At 67.0% G+C, this 14700-nt stretch carries 16 protein-coding genes and 1 riboswitch; of the genes, 10 read left to right on the forward strand and 6 right to left on the reverse strand.

Annotation, left to right across the window (positions count from 1 at the left end; genetic code table 11):
- Positions 1 to 16: 16 nt before the first annotated feature.
- Positions 17 to 388, reverse strand: a complete 372-nt coding sequence (locus DFR39_RS11940) for a response regulator (protein ID WP_133603805.1) — start codon at positions 386 to 388, stop codon at positions 17 to 19.
- A 52-nt stretch (positions 389 to 440) separates the two neighbouring features.
- Positions 441 to 1409, reverse strand: a complete 969-nt coding sequence (locus DFR39_RS11945; RefSeq protein ID WP_162849507.1) for a chemotaxis protein CheX — start codon at positions 1407 to 1409, stop codon at positions 441 to 443.
- A 181-nt stretch (positions 1410 to 1590) separates the two neighbouring features.
- Between DFR39_RS11945 and DFR39_RS11950 the strand changes: the two genes are divergently transcribed.
- The 3 genes from DFR39_RS11950 (at position 1591) to DFR39_RS11960 (ending at position 4857) form a co-directional block, all read left to right on the forward strand.
- The gene (locus tag DFR39_RS11950) at positions 1591 to 2607 is read left to right on the forward strand and encodes a GGDEF domain-containing response regulator (protein WP_133603807.1); all 1017 of its coding nucleotides are present in this window, start codon (positions 1591 to 1593) and stop codon (positions 2605 to 2607) included.
- 53 nt (positions 2608 to 2660) lie between these two features.
- Positions 2661 to 3677, forward strand: a complete 1017-nt coding sequence (locus DFR39_RS11955; RefSeq protein WP_133603808.1) for a GGDEF domain-containing response regulator — start codon at positions 2661 to 2663, stop codon at positions 3675 to 3677.
- A 76-nt stretch (positions 3678 to 3753) separates the two neighbouring features.
- Positions 3754 to 4857: a DNA glycosylase AlkZ-like family protein gene (locus DFR39_RS11960; protein ID WP_133603809.1), complete on the forward strand. Its 1104-nt coding sequence runs from the start codon at positions 3754 to 3756 to the stop codon at positions 4855 to 4857.
- Here the strand turns inward: DFR39_RS11960 and DFR39_RS11965 are convergent.
- Positions 4854 to 5645, reverse strand: coding sequence for an HAD-IIB family hydrolase (locus tag DFR39_RS11965; RefSeq protein WP_133603810.1), 792 nt, complete (start codon positions 5643 to 5645; stop codon positions 4854 to 4856). The genes DFR39_RS11960 and DFR39_RS11965 overlap by 4 nt on opposite strands.
- 82 nt (positions 5646 to 5727) lie before the next feature.
- Positions 5728 to 5817, forward strand: a riboswitch (S-adenosyl-L-homocysteine riboswitch).
- Between the two features lie 92 nt (positions 5818 to 5909).
- On the opposite strand from DFR39_RS11965, the gene ahcY reads away from it, so the two are divergent.
- From ahcY to DFR39_RS11985, 4 genes are all read left to right on the forward strand, one after another.
- Positions 5910 to 7349: an adenosylhomocysteinase gene (gene ahcY / locus DFR39_RS11970; protein WP_133603811.1), complete on the forward strand. Its 1440-nt coding sequence runs from the start codon at positions 5910 to 5912 to the stop codon at positions 7347 to 7349.
- Between the two features lie 139 nt (positions 7350 to 7488).
- Complete coding sequence (locus tag DFR39_RS11975) at positions 7489 to 8223, forward strand: TlyA family RNA methyltransferase (RefSeq protein WP_133603812.1); 735 nt, start codon at positions 7489 to 7491, stop codon at positions 8221 to 8223.
- On the forward strand, positions 8220 to 9059 hold the full coding sequence (metF, locus tag DFR39_RS11980) for a methylenetetrahydrofolate reductase [NAD(P)H] (protein WP_133603813.1): 840 nt from the start codon (positions 8220 to 8222) through the stop codon (positions 9057 to 9059). The genes DFR39_RS11975 and metF overlap by 4 nt, the downstream gene beginning before the upstream one ends.
- 134 nt (positions 9060 to 9193) lie before the next feature.
- Positions 9194 to 9811, forward strand: a complete 618-nt coding sequence (locus tag DFR39_RS11985; RefSeq protein ID WP_133603814.1) for an OmpW/AlkL family protein — start codon at positions 9194 to 9196, stop codon at positions 9809 to 9811.
- Positions 9812 to 9901: 90 nt separating this feature from the next.
- Here DFR39_RS11985 and pepQ read toward each other — a convergent pair whose 3' ends face one another.
- The 3 genes from pepQ to DFR39_RS12000 are packed head-to-tail and all read right to left on the reverse strand — an operon-like array spanning position 9902 to position 12457.
- Complete coding sequence (pepQ, locus tag DFR39_RS11990) at positions 9902 to 11269, reverse strand: Xaa-Pro dipeptidase (RefSeq protein WP_133603815.1); 1368 nt, start codon at positions 11267 to 11269, stop codon at positions 9902 to 9904.
- A gap of 51 nt (positions 11270 to 11320) precedes the next feature.
- Complete coding sequence (locus DFR39_RS11995; protein ID WP_133603816.1) at positions 11321 to 11974, reverse strand: LysE/ArgO family amino acid transporter; 654 nt, start codon at positions 11972 to 11974, stop codon at positions 11321 to 11323.
- A 48-nt stretch (positions 11975 to 12022) separates the two neighbouring features.
- A complete protein-coding gene (locus tag DFR39_RS12000; protein ID WP_133603817.1) occupies positions 12023 to 12457 on the reverse strand; it encodes a response regulator in 435 nt (144 codons plus the stop codon).
- A 268-nt stretch (positions 12458 to 12725) separates the two neighbouring features.
- Between DFR39_RS12000 and DFR39_RS12005 the strand changes: the two genes are divergently transcribed.
- The 3 genes from DFR39_RS12005 (at position 12726) to DFR39_RS12015 (ending at position 14656) form a co-directional block, all read left to right on the forward strand.
- Positions 12726 to 13685, forward strand: a complete 960-nt coding sequence (locus tag DFR39_RS12005) for a fasciclin domain-containing protein (RefSeq protein ID WP_133603818.1) — start codon at positions 12726 to 12728, stop codon at positions 13683 to 13685.
- Between the two features lie 81 nt (positions 13686 to 13766).
- Positions 13767 to 14228, forward strand: coding sequence for a fasciclin domain-containing protein (locus DFR39_RS12010; RefSeq protein ID WP_133603819.1), 462 nt, complete (start codon positions 13767 to 13769; stop codon positions 14226 to 14228).
- 146 nt (positions 14229 to 14374) lie between these two features.
- The gene (locus DFR39_RS12015; RefSeq protein WP_133603820.1) at positions 14375 to 14656 is read left to right on the forward strand and encodes an HU family DNA-binding protein; all 282 of its coding nucleotides are present in this window, start codon (positions 14375 to 14377) and stop codon (positions 14654 to 14656) included.
- Positions 14657 to 14700: the final 44 nt, after the last annotated feature.

The raw sequence follows: 14700 nt of genomic DNA on the forward strand, positions 1-14700 counted from the left end.
GCCGGGTGCTACCCGCTCACGTCATTCCGCACAGCTTCTTGAACGGCCCCAGCACCGCATTGCCGTTGAAGGGCTTGACGATCCAGCCGGTGACGCCGATCTCGCGGCCGCGGCTGCGCATCACCGCGTTGTCCTCGGTGGTGAGCATCACGATGCGCACCTCCTTGTTGCCCAGCTCGGTGCGGATTTTCTCGGCCATGGTCAGGCCGTCCATATTGGGCATATTGATGTCGCTGACCACCAGCCGGATGCCGGGATCGCGCCGCAGCTGATCCAGGCCGTCACGACCGTCGGTGGCCACGGCCACTTCGAAGCCGTTCTGCTTCAGAAAGGTGGCAACGATCTCGCGCATGGTGTTGGAGTCGTCGACGACCAGGACATTTGCCATATTCAAAGCTCCAGAGCGGGTTCCATGCCAGCCCGCGACGTTCATCGAGATATCAGAAGAATTCCAGTTCGCCCGTGCTGCTTCCCGAACTGCCGGACTTGCTCGAGAACTGGGCGAAATCTTCGGGCGACCAGTGCAGATTGAAGATGAAGCGCTGCACGATGGTCAGGGCCGACATGCCGGGGCGCGCCGCGTCGCTGAGCTGGTAGCGTATGCACAGCTGCGGATCGGGCGAGCCGAAGGAGATGTACTTGTGCGCATGGTTGATGACGATGGGCACCTGGGTCTGCTGCGTGGCAAAAGCCTCGGGCGGGATGTAGCGATTCTTGAAGGCGCCCCAGATCAGGTTGGTGGTCTCGCCCAGCATATTGTTGAGCTCGCGAAAGTTCAGGTCGCCGCCCACCCCTGCATAGCCGAAGCCCTGGATCAGGCCCTGGCGCAGGGCGCTCTCCTCGGTCTGCAGCATCATGTAGCCCCGGCACCAGGTGCTCTCGATCGGGATCAGGGTCGAGACCTCGCCGTGGATGATGCGGTCGTGCACCACATAGGGCGACTCGTTGCTGACGCCGGCATTGGGGAACATGGAGCGCAGCGCGTTGAGTGTGAGCTCCACAATGCCGTCCACCAGGGCGATGGGGTAACGCAGGCTGAAGATGCAGCGCCCAATATGGGTGCGCAGCTGCTCCATATCGCCGGTGCTCCAGGTGTACGCCACGGCGGATTGCTCGTTGGGGCTGAAGGGGCGTTGGCTGGTGCGCCGCAGGATGATGGGGAGTTCGGGGCGTTGCCGGTGGATGGCTTGGGCCAGGATCAGCGCATCACCGCTGTCGCAAGGCATGTCCTCGGCCAGCAGCACGCCAGCCAGATCCTTGTGCTGGGACAGGCTGGTCAGCGCGTCGTGGGCCGTGCGCAGCAGGGGCAGCAGGCCCGCCTCGGCACAGAACTCCGAGAGCTGGCGGCACTGCTCCGAGTCCTGGTCAAGCACCAGCACCTTGGCCTCAAGATGGGTCGTGTCGTTCATGCGTCTTCCGGGCGGAGCCCGGCCCTCGGCCGGCCGCACAAGCGGCCACTGAGCTGGAGTATCGGCACAAACGGGCTGAACTTGAGCCCCCAGGGGCATGGGGCTCGCAAAAACCGGGGGGTAGCCGCTATGCTGCGCTGATTGCCGGGCCCCGGGGCCCGGTGGCTGGAGTCCGCTGCCCATGTTGCCAACCCCCCTGCCTCCCTTGCGCGTGCTGGTGGTCGATGACCAGCGAAGCACGCGGCAGCTTCTGGCCGCGCAGCTGCGCGCCGCGGGGCATACCGTGCTCGAGTCCGATTCGGGGCCGGACGGCTTGCTGCAGTTCGGGCGGCACAAGCCCGATCTGGTGCTGCTGGATGTGGAGATGCCGGGCGAGGACGGTTACTGGGCGGCGCGCCAGATGCGTGCGGCCGAAGCCGGCGACTGGACGCCCATCATCTTCCTGTCCAGCCGCGATCAGGATCAGGATCTTTGGCAGGGCATCGAATCCGGCGGTGATGACTATCTGGTCCGACCTGTCTCGACCACGGTCTTGCATGCCAAGCTGCGCGCCATGCAAAGGCTGCGGCGCATGCAGTCGCGCCTGCTTGAACTCTCGGACGAGCTGCGCGCCAGCAATGAGCAGCTCTCCCGCCTGAGTCAGGAGGATGCGCTGACGGGCCTGATGAATCGGCGCGCCTTCGATGCCCGCTTGCAGCATGAGATCGCCAGCGCCCGGCGTGATCTGCAGCCCCTGACCCTGGTGCTCTGCGATGTCGATCACTTCAAGGGCTACAACGACAGCCTGGGCCATGTGGAAGGGGATTCCTGCCTCCAGCATGTGGCCCAGCTCCTGCGGCAGACCTGCCGGCGTCCCCGCGATTGCGCGGCGCGCTACGGCGGCGAGGAGTTCGCGCTCATCCTGCCCGGCACGCCGCGTTCCGGCGCCATGACCTTTGCCCGAGCGGTGCTGCGTACCTTTGCGCTCAGCGCCCGACCCCATCCCAACTCCGCTGCCGCCGCCCATGTGACTTTGTCCGGGGGCATCACGACCTGTGTGCCCGATGCCGGCACCACGGTAGAGGGCCTGCTGCAGCGGGCCGATGACGCGCTCTACAACGCCAAATCGCGCGGGCGCAACCGTTTTTTCAGCTTCGAGATGCAGATGGATACCCTGGAACAGCGGCACAGCAGTTGGGGAGGTTTGGACAAGATCTAAGCTTTTGCGGGAACCTTGGCTCAAGAATTCCGGCCAACAGCCGATGCGACAACATGTCTTCAGAAGTTCATCCCGGCAGTCCTGCCGCCCCTCTGACCATTCTTGTGGTCGACGACCAGAATGCCTCGCGTGTCGCCCTGAGCGCCGAGCTTGACCGTTGCGGTCACCGTGTGCTGGAGGCCGACAGCGCGGACTGGGCGCTGGAGCTGTTCCGGCGCCACCGACCCGATCTGGTGTTGCTGGACGTGGAGATGCCGGGCCACGACGGCTACTGGGCCGCGCGCGAGATGCGGGCCGCCGAGCCGGGCGGCTGGACCCCTATCATTTTTCTGTCCCAGCGCGATCAGGAGCGCGATATCTGGCAGGCCATCGAGGCTGGCGGTGACGACTATCTGATCAAGCCGGTGCTCGGCATGGTGCTGCATGCCAAGCTGCGCGCCATGCATCGCCTGGCGCAGATGCGCGAGCGCCTGGTGCTGCTGTCGGACGAGTTGCGCAGCGCCAATGCCCAGCTGCACGAGCTTTCCACCGTGGACGGGCTCACCGGGCTGATGAACCGTCGCGCCCTGGATGAGAGCCTGCACAGCGAGCTTGAGCTGGCGCGTCGCGAGCAGCAGCCGCTGACCCTGATGCTTTGCGATGTGGATCACTTCAAGCGCTTCAATGATCGCCAGGGACATGTCGAAGGGGATGCCTGCCTGCGCCAGGTGGCCCAGCTGCTGCGCGATACCTGCCGCCGCCCCGCTGATCGCGCGGCGCGCTATGGCGGAGAGGAGTTTGCGCTGCTGCTGCCGCGCACGCCGCGCTCCGGCGCCATGACCTATGCCCGAGCCCTGATGCGCCTGGTGGCCCAGCGCCAGATCCTGCACCCGGACTCACCGGTGGCGCCCCACATCACCTTGTCGGGCGGCATCACGACTTGCGTGCCGGATGCCAGCACCACGGCCGAGGGCCTGCTGCTGCGGGCCGATGATGCGCTCTACACGGCCAAGGCGCAGGGGCGCAATCGCTTCTTCAGCTACGAGATGCAGATGGACACCGAGGAGCAGCGCCCCCAGCTGCCCCGTTGAGGCCGGCGCATTCCCACTGACAGCCAGCGTCAGCAGGCCCGCCCTATGCTGAGGGCTTTGCGCAGGAGCCCACGCCTTGCCCAGTTCCGTGCTTCCGAGTCTTGAGGCGCTGCGTCGTTACGCGATTGCCCGCACGCTGTTCAAGCCCACCAGCCTGCCCCGGGCCATTGCGCGACTGGGCTTTGTACAGGCCGACCCCATGCGCGCGCCGGCGCGGGCCCAGGATCTGATCCTGATGCACCGGGTCAAGGGCTACCGGGCCGGCGAGCTGGAGCGGCGCTACCCCCGCCTGGCCGTGGAGGAAGACTGCCTGGTGAACTACGGCTTTGTGCCGCGCGCCAGCCTGGCCCTGCTGCACCCACGCCAGCCGCGCAAGCCATGGGACGCCAAGACCACGGCCCAGGCCCAGCAGCTGCTGGCCGTGGTGCGCGAGCGTGGCCCCACCCACCCCAAGCAGCTGCTGGAGGCCTTCGCCCACCATGGCCGCATGCCCGGCTACTGGGGCGGCACGCTCAATGTCTCCACCCAGCTGCTGGATGGCCTGCACTACCGCGGCCTGTTGCGCGTCAAGCGGCGCGACAAGGGAACCCGGGTCTACGAGGCAATTCAACACCCCGAGGTCGATGACAGCCCCGCCGCCCGCCGCGTCCGGGCCGAGGCCCTGCTGGACCAGGTGCTGGCGCTCTACGCGCCGCTACCCGCCGCCAGCTTCGGCTACCTCACCAGCCTGCTGGGCTATGGCGCGCCGCATCTGCGTGCCGAGACGCGTGCGGCCTTCAAGACCGCCAAGCAGCGCTACGCCCATGCCAGCCTCGAGGGCGAAACCTGGTTCTGGCCGGCCGACGAAAAGCCGCTGAGCCGCCGCCACCAGGCGCCGCCGGGTCTGCGCTTTCTGGCCCCCTTCGACCCCCTGGTCTGGGACCGGCGCCGCTTCGAGCGCTTCTGGGGCTGGACCTACAAGTTCGAGGCCTACACGCCGGCCGCCCAGCGCAGCATGGGCCACTACGCCCTGCCCCTGCTCTGGGGCGAGGCCATGATCGGCTGGGCCAATCTGCGCGTGGAGCAGGGCCGGCTGCGGCATGAGCTGGGCTTTGTCAGCGGGCGCCGTCCGGCCGGCGCCGCCTTCCGCCTGGCGCTGGATGAGGCGCTGGCGGGCATGAGCGAGTTTCTGGAGCTTTAGCCCGCAGCTCGCGCCGCCAACAAGGCGTCCGCCAGCTCGGCAAAGCCCTGGCCGCGCTCGCCGCGGGTCACATAGCGCGGCAGGGTGTGGAGCTGGGGCACGAAGCGCTCGATATTGGCCACGCCCACCGAGAGGGGCACGCGTTCGAACATCAGCTGGTCATTGGTGGAGTCGCCCACATAGGCCCAGTCCTGAGGCGCGAACTCGCGGCCCAGCAGGGTGGGCACGGCCCATTGCGCCGCACTCCACTTGCTGTGCTTGCCGATCCAGCCATTGATGTGGATGGAGCTCACGGTGGCGGTGAGCCCATGCTGGCGCATCACGGCGCACACGGCCTGGATCTGCGCCTCGTCTAGATGGGCGAACTCGCTGTGGTCCACCGCGATATCGGTCAGGCGGCCGGGGCTGTCGGTGGCCAGCGTGGCGCCGGGCACGCGCGCCAGCACATCGGCCGCGCAGGCCTGCAGGCGGGCGAAGTTGGCGCGGCGGGTGGGCTCGTCCTGGCTGAAGTCGCGCGCCAGGCTGCCGTCGGCCGCGCGGCGCAGCATCACCGAGCCGTTCTCGGCCACGATGGCCTGCACCGGCCAGGCCAGGGCGAAGGCTTCGCTCCAGCCGGCCGGGCGGCCGGTGATGGCGATCACGGGCAGGCCGGCCGCGTGCAGGCGCTGCAGGGCGGCCAGGGCCTCGGGCGCGATGGCGCCATCGGCGGTGAGGGTGTCGTCGATATCGGTCAGAACCCCGCTCAGCGCGCGCAGGTCGGCCGGCGGACAGGAAGAAAGAGGCTGCATGGCGGCGGATTGTCTCTGCGAATGTCGCTTCCTTCACAGGGTTTGACACCGCAGCGGGCGGCATGCGGCTAGAATCCGGGCTCATTCCGAGGAGCGTTGCAACCTCAGCTCCATGAGGCCAGGCTCGGAAGCCCCGACACGATCGGGCCCACTGCAACCGCGCTCACCCGCAAAGTTTGACGTGGGTGACCGTTTTCCGATTCGCGACTCCGAGCGCGTTTCCCACAGTCTTGCGTTGCGGCTTCATACCGAAGGAGCTTTGCAATGAATGCTGCTGTGCTGAAGAAGACGCTGACCGCCGACGATTTCAAGATCGCCGACATCTCCCTGGCCGCCTGGGGCCGCAAGGAACTCAAGATCGCCGAGAGCGAGATGCCCGCGCTGATGGCCATCCGCAAGGAATACGCCGCCAGCCAGCCGCTCAAGGGCGCGCGCATCACCGGCTCCCTGCATATGACCATTCAGACCGGCGTGCTGGTCGAGACCCTGCAAGCCCTGGGCGCCGAAGTGCGCTGGGCTTCGTGCAATATCTTCTCCACGCAAGACCACGCCGCCGCCGCCCTGGTTGCCGAAGGCACCCCGGTCTTCGCCTACAAGGGCGAGACCCTGGAGGACTACTGGGACTACACGCACCGCATTTTTGAGTTCGCCGGCAAGGGCGAGCCGGGCGAAGGCCCCAACATGATCCTGGATGACGGCGGCGATGCCACGCTGCTGATGCATCTGGGCCAGAAGGCCGAGAAGGATCTGTCGGTGCTGGACAAGCCCGGCAGCGAGGAAGAGCGCATCCTGTTCGCCGCCATCAAGGCCAAGATCGCGCAGGACCCCACCTGGTACACCCGCAAGAGCGCCGAGATCATCGGCGTGACGGAAGAGACCACCACGGGCGTGCACCGCCTCAAGGAAATGTCCGCCAAGGGCACCCTGCTGTTCCGCGCCATCAACGTGAACGACAGCGTCACCAAGAGCAAGTTCGACAACCTCTACGGCTGCCGTGAATCCCTGGTGGACGGCATCAAGCGTGCCACCGATGTGATGATCGCCGGCAAGATCGCCGTGGTGGCGGGCTATGGCGATGTGGGCAAGGGCTCGGCCCAGGCCCTGCGCGCTTTGTCGGCCCAGGTCTGGGTGACCGAGATCGACCCGATCTGCGCCTTGCAGGCCGCCATGGAAGGCTACCGCGTCGTGACCATGGAATACGCCGCCGACAAGGCCGATATCTTCGTCACCACCACCGGCAACAAGAGCGTGATCCGTCACGAGCACATGGCCGCGATGAAGAACAACGCCATCGTCTGCAATATCGGTCACTTCGACAACGAGATCGATGTCGCCTCGCTCGAGCAGTACGAGTGGGAAGAGATCAAGCCGCAGGTCGACCATGTGATCTTCCCGGACGGCAAGCGCATCATCCTGCTGGCCAAGGGCCGCTTGGTGAACCTGGGCTGCGGCACCGGCCACCCCAGCTATGTGATGAGCTCCAGCTTCGCCAACCAGACCATCGCCCAGATCGAGCTGTTCGCCCACAAGGACGCCTACGACATCGGCAAGGTCTATGTGCTGCCCAAGCACCTGGACGAGAAGGTCGCCCGCCTGCAGCTGACCACGCTCAACGCCCAGCTCAGCGAGCTGACGGATGAGCAGGCCGCGTACATCGGTGTGCCGAAGCAAGGCCCCTTCAAGCCCGACAGCTACCGTTACTGATAGGACGGCTACTGCGCGAAGCTCAGGCGTTGTTGGGCGGTGCTCGGAATCCTCAGGTACCTTCAAGTACCTTGCGGTTCCTGCGCGCCGTCCGCCTAGCCTGAGCTCCGCTCGCGACGCCGCGAATCCCCCCTGCCCCATGCGCGCTGACCAGCTCCTGCTTGCCCAGAAACTCGTCCCCACCCGATCCGCCGCCCAGCGTCTGATTGAGCGGGGGGCCGTGGAATGGGCGGCGCCCAAGGGCTGGTCGGTGCTGCGCAAAGCCGGCGAGGACCTGCCCGAGACGGCCCAGCTGCGCATCACCGATGATGCGGAGCTGCGCTATGTCTCGCGCGGCGGCCTCAAGCTCGAAGGCGCGCTGCAGCGCTGCGCGCTGGACGTCGCGGGCCTCACGGTGCTGGACATCGGCCAGAGCACCGGCGGCTTCAGCGACTGCCTGCTCAAGCAGGGCGCGGCCGCCATCACCGGCATCGATGTGGGCCACGGCCAGCTGCATCCCAGCCTGGCGGCCGACCCGCGCGTGCAAGCCATCGAGGGCATGCATGTGCGCCAATTCGAGCCCGGCCAGCGCTTCGCGCTCATCGTGGGCGATCTGAGCTTCATCTCCATGCTGGGCGAGCTGCCGCGCCTGGCCGCCTGGCTGGCGCCGCAGGGCCAGCTGCTGCTGCTGATCAAGCCGCAGTTCGAGCTGGGCCCCCAGGCCATCGGCAAGGGCGGTCTGGTGAAAGACCCCGAACTCCAGCACCCCCTGCTGGCCGAGCGTGCGCGCGCCGCCGCCGAAGCCGCCGGCCTGCGCTGGCGCGACTACTTTGAAAGCCCCATCGCCGGTGGCGATGGCAATACCGAATTCTTCCTCTGGGCCCAGCTGCCATGACGACCAAGACGCCCGTCAGTTTCGAGTTCTTCCCTCCCAACACCCCCGTCGGCGCCGAGAAGCTCAAGACCGTGGTGCAGGAGCTGGGCGCCCTGGCCCCGCAGTACTTCAGCGTGACCTATGGCGCCGGTGGCTCCACCCGCGAGAAGACCCTGGCCACGGTGACGGACATCGCCGCCAGCGGCTTCGAGGCCGCGCCTCACCTCTCCTGCGTGGGCGCCACGCGCGAGAACATCGCCGAGATCCTGGCCACCTACCGCGCCCAGAACATCCGCCGCATCGTGGCCCTGCGCGGTGACCTGCCCAGCGGCACGGCCACGGCCGGCGAGTTCCGCTACGCGGCCGAGCTGGTGCGCTTCATCCGCGAGACCCAGGGGCCGGACTGGAAGATCGAGGTGGCGGCCTATCCCGAGTACCACCCGCAGCAGCGCTACGCCGCCAAGGACCTGCAGCACTTCGCCGACAAGATGCGCGCCGGTGCCACCGCCGCCATCACCCAGTTCTTCTTCAACCCGGACGCCTACTTCCACTTCGTGGACTCGGCGCGCAAGCTGGGTGTGGACCAGCCCATCATCCCGGGCATCATGCCCTTCCACAACTACGCGCGCATCGCCCAGTTCGCGCAGCGCGACGGCATCGAGATCCCGCGCTGGGTGGCGCTCAAGATGGAAGGCTATATGGACGACACCGCCTCCATCCGCGCCTTCGGTCTGGACGTGATCGCCCAGCTCTGCGAGCGACTGGTCGCCGGTGGCGTGCCGGCCATCCACTTCTACACCCTGAACCAGTCCGCACTCACGCTGGAGTTGTGCCGACGCATCGGTCTGCACGCCTGATTTGTTCCAGGTCAAAGCCGCCGATGGCTCGTAGGCAGGGCCACGGCGACCTTGCGTCAGATCAAGGGTTAACCCCTGGCGCGATCTTCCAATGAGCTCATTCGGGATGTCCCCGCATCAATGGAGTGTTCTCAATGAGCAAGAAGATCCTCGCCTCGGCTCTGGCCGCTGCTGCCCTGGCTACCGTTCCCTTCGCCGCCCAGGCACAGGCAGAAGGCCCCTGGATGGTGCGCGCTCGCGCCGTCCATCTGGATTCCGCCAACAAGGACTCCACCGGCCTGGGTCTGTCGGTCAATAACAAGACCCTGCCGGAAGTGGACATCAGCTACTTCTTCACGCCGAATATCGCGGCCGAGCTGATCCTGACCTATCCGCAGAAGCACACCCTGTACTCCAATGGCGCCAAGATCGGCAGCCTGAAGCACCTGCCGCCCACGCTGAGCCTGCAGTACCACTTCGCGCCCAACGCCACCTTCCGTCCCTATGTGGGCGCGGGCCTGAACTACACCCGCTTCTCCAGCGTGAACTTTGAGCCGGCCGTGCAGACGGCTCTGGCCCCCAGCATCAAGAAGAACAGCTACGGCCTGTCCTTCCAGGTGGGCGCCGACATCGAGCTGTCCAAGAACCTGTTCCTGAACGTGGACATCAAGAAGGCTCAGATCGACACCGACGTCTACTCCAAGGGCAACAAGGCCGGTACCTTCAAGGTCGACCCGCTGCTGGTGGGCGTGGGTCTGGGCATGCGCTTCTAAGCCACGCGGTCTCGGCTGGGCCGAGATCCAGCGACTACAAGGGCCTCGCCGGTCAGACCGGCGAGGCCCTTTCTCTTGTCCGCCGGGGGCTCAGGCCCGGCCGCTCAGCGCGCCGGCAAAGGCATCGCGCGTCAGATTCTCTGGCGCCTCATGGGCGCCGCGGCAGACCACATCGTCCTCGATGCGTATGCCGCCAAAGCGCGCCAGATGCTCCACCGCGGCCCAGTCGATGCAGGCCGCGGCCGGCGTGGCGGCCAGCTTCTTCAGCAGGGTGGGAATGAAGTACAGACCCGGCTCGATGGTCACCACCATGCCCGGCTCCAGGCGCCGGGTCAGGCGCAGAAAGGGATGACCCTCGGGCTTGGCGGCGGGTGCGCCCGACTCGTCAGCCATGAAGCCGCCGATATCGTGCACCTGCAGACCCAGCAGATGGCCGATGCCATGCGGGAAGAAGCTGCTGGTCACGCGCTGCGCCAGCAAGGCCTCCTCGCTCACGCCGCGCGCAATGCCCTGCTCCAGCAGGATGCGCGCCACATGGCGGTGGGTGCTCAGATGAATGTCGCGGTAGTCGGTGCCGGCGCGCACCTCGTCCACCAGGGCCAGCTGGGCCGACTCCATGGCCGCCAGCAGGGCCGCAAAGCGCGCATCGCCCACGCGCAGCCAAGTGCGGGTGATGTCCGAGGCATAGCCGTTCACCGAGGCGCCCGCGTCAATCAGCAGGGTGCGCGACTCGGCCGGCGCCTGCGCGTCCTGGTACTGGTAGTGCAGCACCGCGGCATGCTCGTTGAGCGCCACGATATTGCTGTAGGGCAGGTCGCGGTCGCTGTGGCCGCTGGCCGCCAGATAGGCGCGGTGAATGTCCAGTTCCGAGGCGCCGGCCTCGAAGGCCGCCTTGGCGGCCAGATGTGCGGGCGCGGCGCGGCGCGAGGCGGCGCGCATCTGCAGCAGCTCGTACTCGCTCTTCACCGCGCGGCGGTAGTGCAGCAGATTCAGCAGCGCGGGTGGATTGTTGGGCAGCAGGCCGGGCAGGGCGGCATCGGCCTCGCCGATGATGGCCAGTCGGCCCTGGCTGGGCAGATGCTGCGCGGCCTCCTCGGGCGCGCCGATCAGGACCAGCTCGAAGTGCTCCACCCAGAAGCCTGCCGGGGCGCTGGGCGGCACATGCCAGTAGTCATCGGGCTGGTAGTAGACCAGGCGCGGCTTGTGGCCCGGCCGCACCAACAGCCAGCTGTGGGGATGCGCGCACAACGGCAGCCAATGCTTGAAATGCGGGTTGGGCTGAAACAGATAGGGCCTGTCGTCGAGAAAGGCGTATTTCTCGATACCCGAGGCGATCAGCAGGGCCTCATGACCGCAGCGGGCCAGCGCGGCCTCGGCCTGGCTTTGCAGGGCGGCCAGATGCTGGCGATAGAGCTCACCTTCGGTGGCGGCAGAGGACGGGGCGTGTTGGGTGTTCATGGCAGCGCATTCTCGCCCCTGTGCCGCCCCTGCGCTGCTCCTGTCTCGTGCCTAGGGGCCGTTCTGCACATGTCGCAGCAGGGCCAACGCCAGTCCCAGCATGGTCAGGCCGATCAGGGCGTCCAGCCATTGCCAGGCCCGGGGGCGGGCAAACAGCGGTGCCAGGCGGCGAGCGCCAAAGCCCAGCAGCGTGAACCACAGCAGGCTGGCCAGGCCGGCGCCGGCGATGAAGACAGGGCGCAAGGCGGCGGGCTGCTGCGCCCCCACACTGCCCACCAGCAGCACGGTGTCCAGGTACACATGGGGGTTCAGCAAGGTGAATGCGGCCGCCTGCGCCAGGGCCGCGCGAGCGCTCAGGCCGTCGCCACCGCTTGCCGCCTGCAGCTGCGAAGGCCGCCGCGCACGCTGCAGCGCCCGCCAGCCATACCAGGCCAGGAAGAGGGCACCGGCCAGCGCGAGCGCGCGCGCCAGCTGACGGTTCTCGCCCAGAGCCTGGGCCATGCCCAGCACCCCGGCCGTGATCAGCAAGGCGTCCGCCAGTGCACAAAACAGCACCACCGGGCCCACATGCTCGCGGCGCAGGCCCTGGCGCAGCACAAAGGCGTTCTGGGCACCGATGGCCACGATCAGGCCGAGGCTGAGCAGCAGCCCCTGGAAGAAGACCGCCAGCGCCGGGTCGGCCGGGACAAGTGAGGTGAGATTCATGGCCTCAGCGCAGGAGCAATAGGCTGGGGCTCGCGCCCCGGCCGGGGCTCATTCCACGAGGATGCCGCGATTGCGCAGCGCCATGTGGATCTTTTCGCCAATGGTCTGCTTGGTGAAGGGCTTGACCACATAGCCGGCCGCACCCAGCTGGGCGGCGCGAACGATGTCCTCCTTGCGGCCCTCGGCCGTGACCAGCAGCACCGGCATCTTGCGCAAGGGGTCGTTCTCGGGCTTGGCGTGCAGAGCCTCCAGCAGCTGGAAGCCGTTCATCACCGGCATATTGATGTCGCTGAGCACGAAGTGGATGGGCTCGTCCGAGGCCGCAGCCAGCTCCAGCGCCCGCAGTGCAACTTGGCCATCCTCAGCCTCCGCGATCTTGCGAAAGCCCAGCTCCCGCAGCAGGCCCGAGATGATGCGGCGCATGGTCGAGAAATCGTCCACCACCAGCAGAGAGAAGTCTTCGCGTTTGACTGTCGTGACCATGCCAACTCCTTGGCGTGAATCGTAGCGCTTGCCGAGCGCTCTCCAGCACCTGATCAGTGTGCAGGCCGGGTCGCGTTGCAAACACAAAAGCTGTTGAGTTGTCGCGCGACCGGTGGATACCCATGTTGCTGCAAGGCAATCAACTCTTCTGTTGAATTTGCCTACTTAACTGTCTACGATGAAAACTGTTCAGTCACACGCAAGACTGATCGGTATGTCCGGCCCGTGCGGGTCGGGCCGTGGTGAACAAACTCAGACGGAGCGAAACATGTACGACCGGCTCAAGCGTGCTTTTCTCGGAGTGGCGGTGGCAGGCCTTGCCCTGTCCCTGACCGCCTGTGGCGGCAGCGATGACGAAGACCATCTGCCCGCGACGGTGGTGGAGGTGGCCCAGACCAATGGCTTCAATGCCCTGCTGGCGGCGGCGACCAAGGCCGGGCTGGGCAGCGCCCTCAGCGACCCCAAGGCCAACCTGACGGTATTCGCGCCCACGGATGCAGCCTTCAACGCCCTGGCCACGCGTTTGGGCTTTGCCGACGCCACGGCGATGGTGAACGCCCTGCCGGCCTCGGCCCTGTCCAACATCCTCAGCTACCACGTGCTGGCCACTCGCCGTAGCGCCGCGGACCTGGGCACGGCAGGCAGCAGCCTGACCACCCTCTACCAGTTCGACGGCCGCGCAGCCACGCTGGCCCTGAGTACCTCGGGCGGCGTGAACCTGACGGATGCGGTGCTCACGGCGGCCAAGGTCAGCCAGGCGGATGTCAACGCCGGCAACGGCGTGGTGCATGTGATCGACAAGGTCCTGGTGCCGCCCGGCGTGCTGAACCTGGTGCAGATGGCCCAGGCCAACCCCGCCTTCAGCACCCTGGTCGGCGCCGTCAAACAGGCGGGCCTGGAGAGCACGCTGGCGGGCGCCGGGCCGCTGACGGTGTTCGCGCCCACCAATGAAGCTTTTGCGGCCATCAGCTCGACCGTGGCCGGTCTGAGCACGGCGCAGCTGAGCAAGGTGCTGACCTACCACGTGGTGGCCGGGCGTGTGCTGTCCAGCGACATCACCCTGGGCGCACCCGTGAACACGGTGGCCGGGCAGAGCTTTGTGGTGCAGGGCTCGCCGCTGCGCATCGTCGACACCACCAGCACCGCCGCGCCCATCGCCGCCACCGACGTGCGTGCCAGCAATGGCGTGATCCATGTGCTGGGCAAGGTGCTGATCCCCACCCTCTGATCCGTTCATTTGTCCCCGCTTCGCCCCGGTCCTGCCGGGGTGGAGATTTCCCCCGCTGACTTGTCTAAAGGAGTTGCAGACATGCTGTTCAAGAAGTGCTTCGCCGCCCTGAGCCTGGGCCTGCTGACCCTGGGCGCCGCCCAGGCCAAGGATCTGGTGGACACCGCCGTGGCCGCCGGCCAGTTCAAGACCCTGGCCACCGCCCTGCAGGCTGCCGGTCTGGTGGAGACGCTCAAGGGCCCGGGCCCCTTCACGGTGTTCGCGCCCACCGATGAAGCCTTTGCCAAGATTCCCAAGGCGCAGCTGGACGCCCTGCTCAAGGACAAGGCCAAGCTCACCGCCGTGCTGACCTATCACGTGGTGCCGGGCAAGGTCATGGCCAAGGATGTGAAGCCCGGCGCGGTGCGCACCGTGCAGGGGGGTGACATCACGGTCAGCACCCAGGGCGGCGTGAAGGTCAACCAGGCCCAGGTCGTGAAGACCGATATTCAGGCCGACAACGGCGTGATCCATGTGATCGATCAGGTCATCATGCCGCGCTGATCCCGGCCGGTCCCAGGGGCGCCTCGCACGGTCGAGGCGCCCTTTTGTACATCCTGTCACGGGGCCTGCCGTGCCCTGGTCTTGGCTTGCGTCGATAATCGCGCCCCCTTAGCCGCTTCTGGCAGGGATTGAATTACATCGACATCATGAACAAGACCGAACTGATCGAACGCATCGCCACCAAGGCCGACATCTCTCGCGCCGCCGCCGGCGTGGCCCTGGACGCCACCCTGGCCAGCCTGTCCGAAGCCCTGGTGGCCGGCGACTCGGTGTCCCTGGTGGGCTTCGGCACCTTCAAGGTCGGCGAGCGCGCCGCCCGCACCGGCAAGAACCCCGCCACCGGCGCCGCCCTGGAGATCCCGGCCTCCAAGAGCGCCCGCTTCACGCCCGGCAAGGCCCTGAAGGACGCGCTGAACGCCAAGGCCTGAACGGCCCGGTGACACCGCCCAGCGGCGCTCGACGGGGCGCCGCG

Source organism: Roseateles asaccharophilus, assembly GCF_004362405.1.
GTDB classification, from domain to species: domain Bacteria; phylum Pseudomonadota; class Gammaproteobacteria; order Burkholderiales; family Burkholderiaceae_C; genus Kinneretia; species Kinneretia asaccharophila.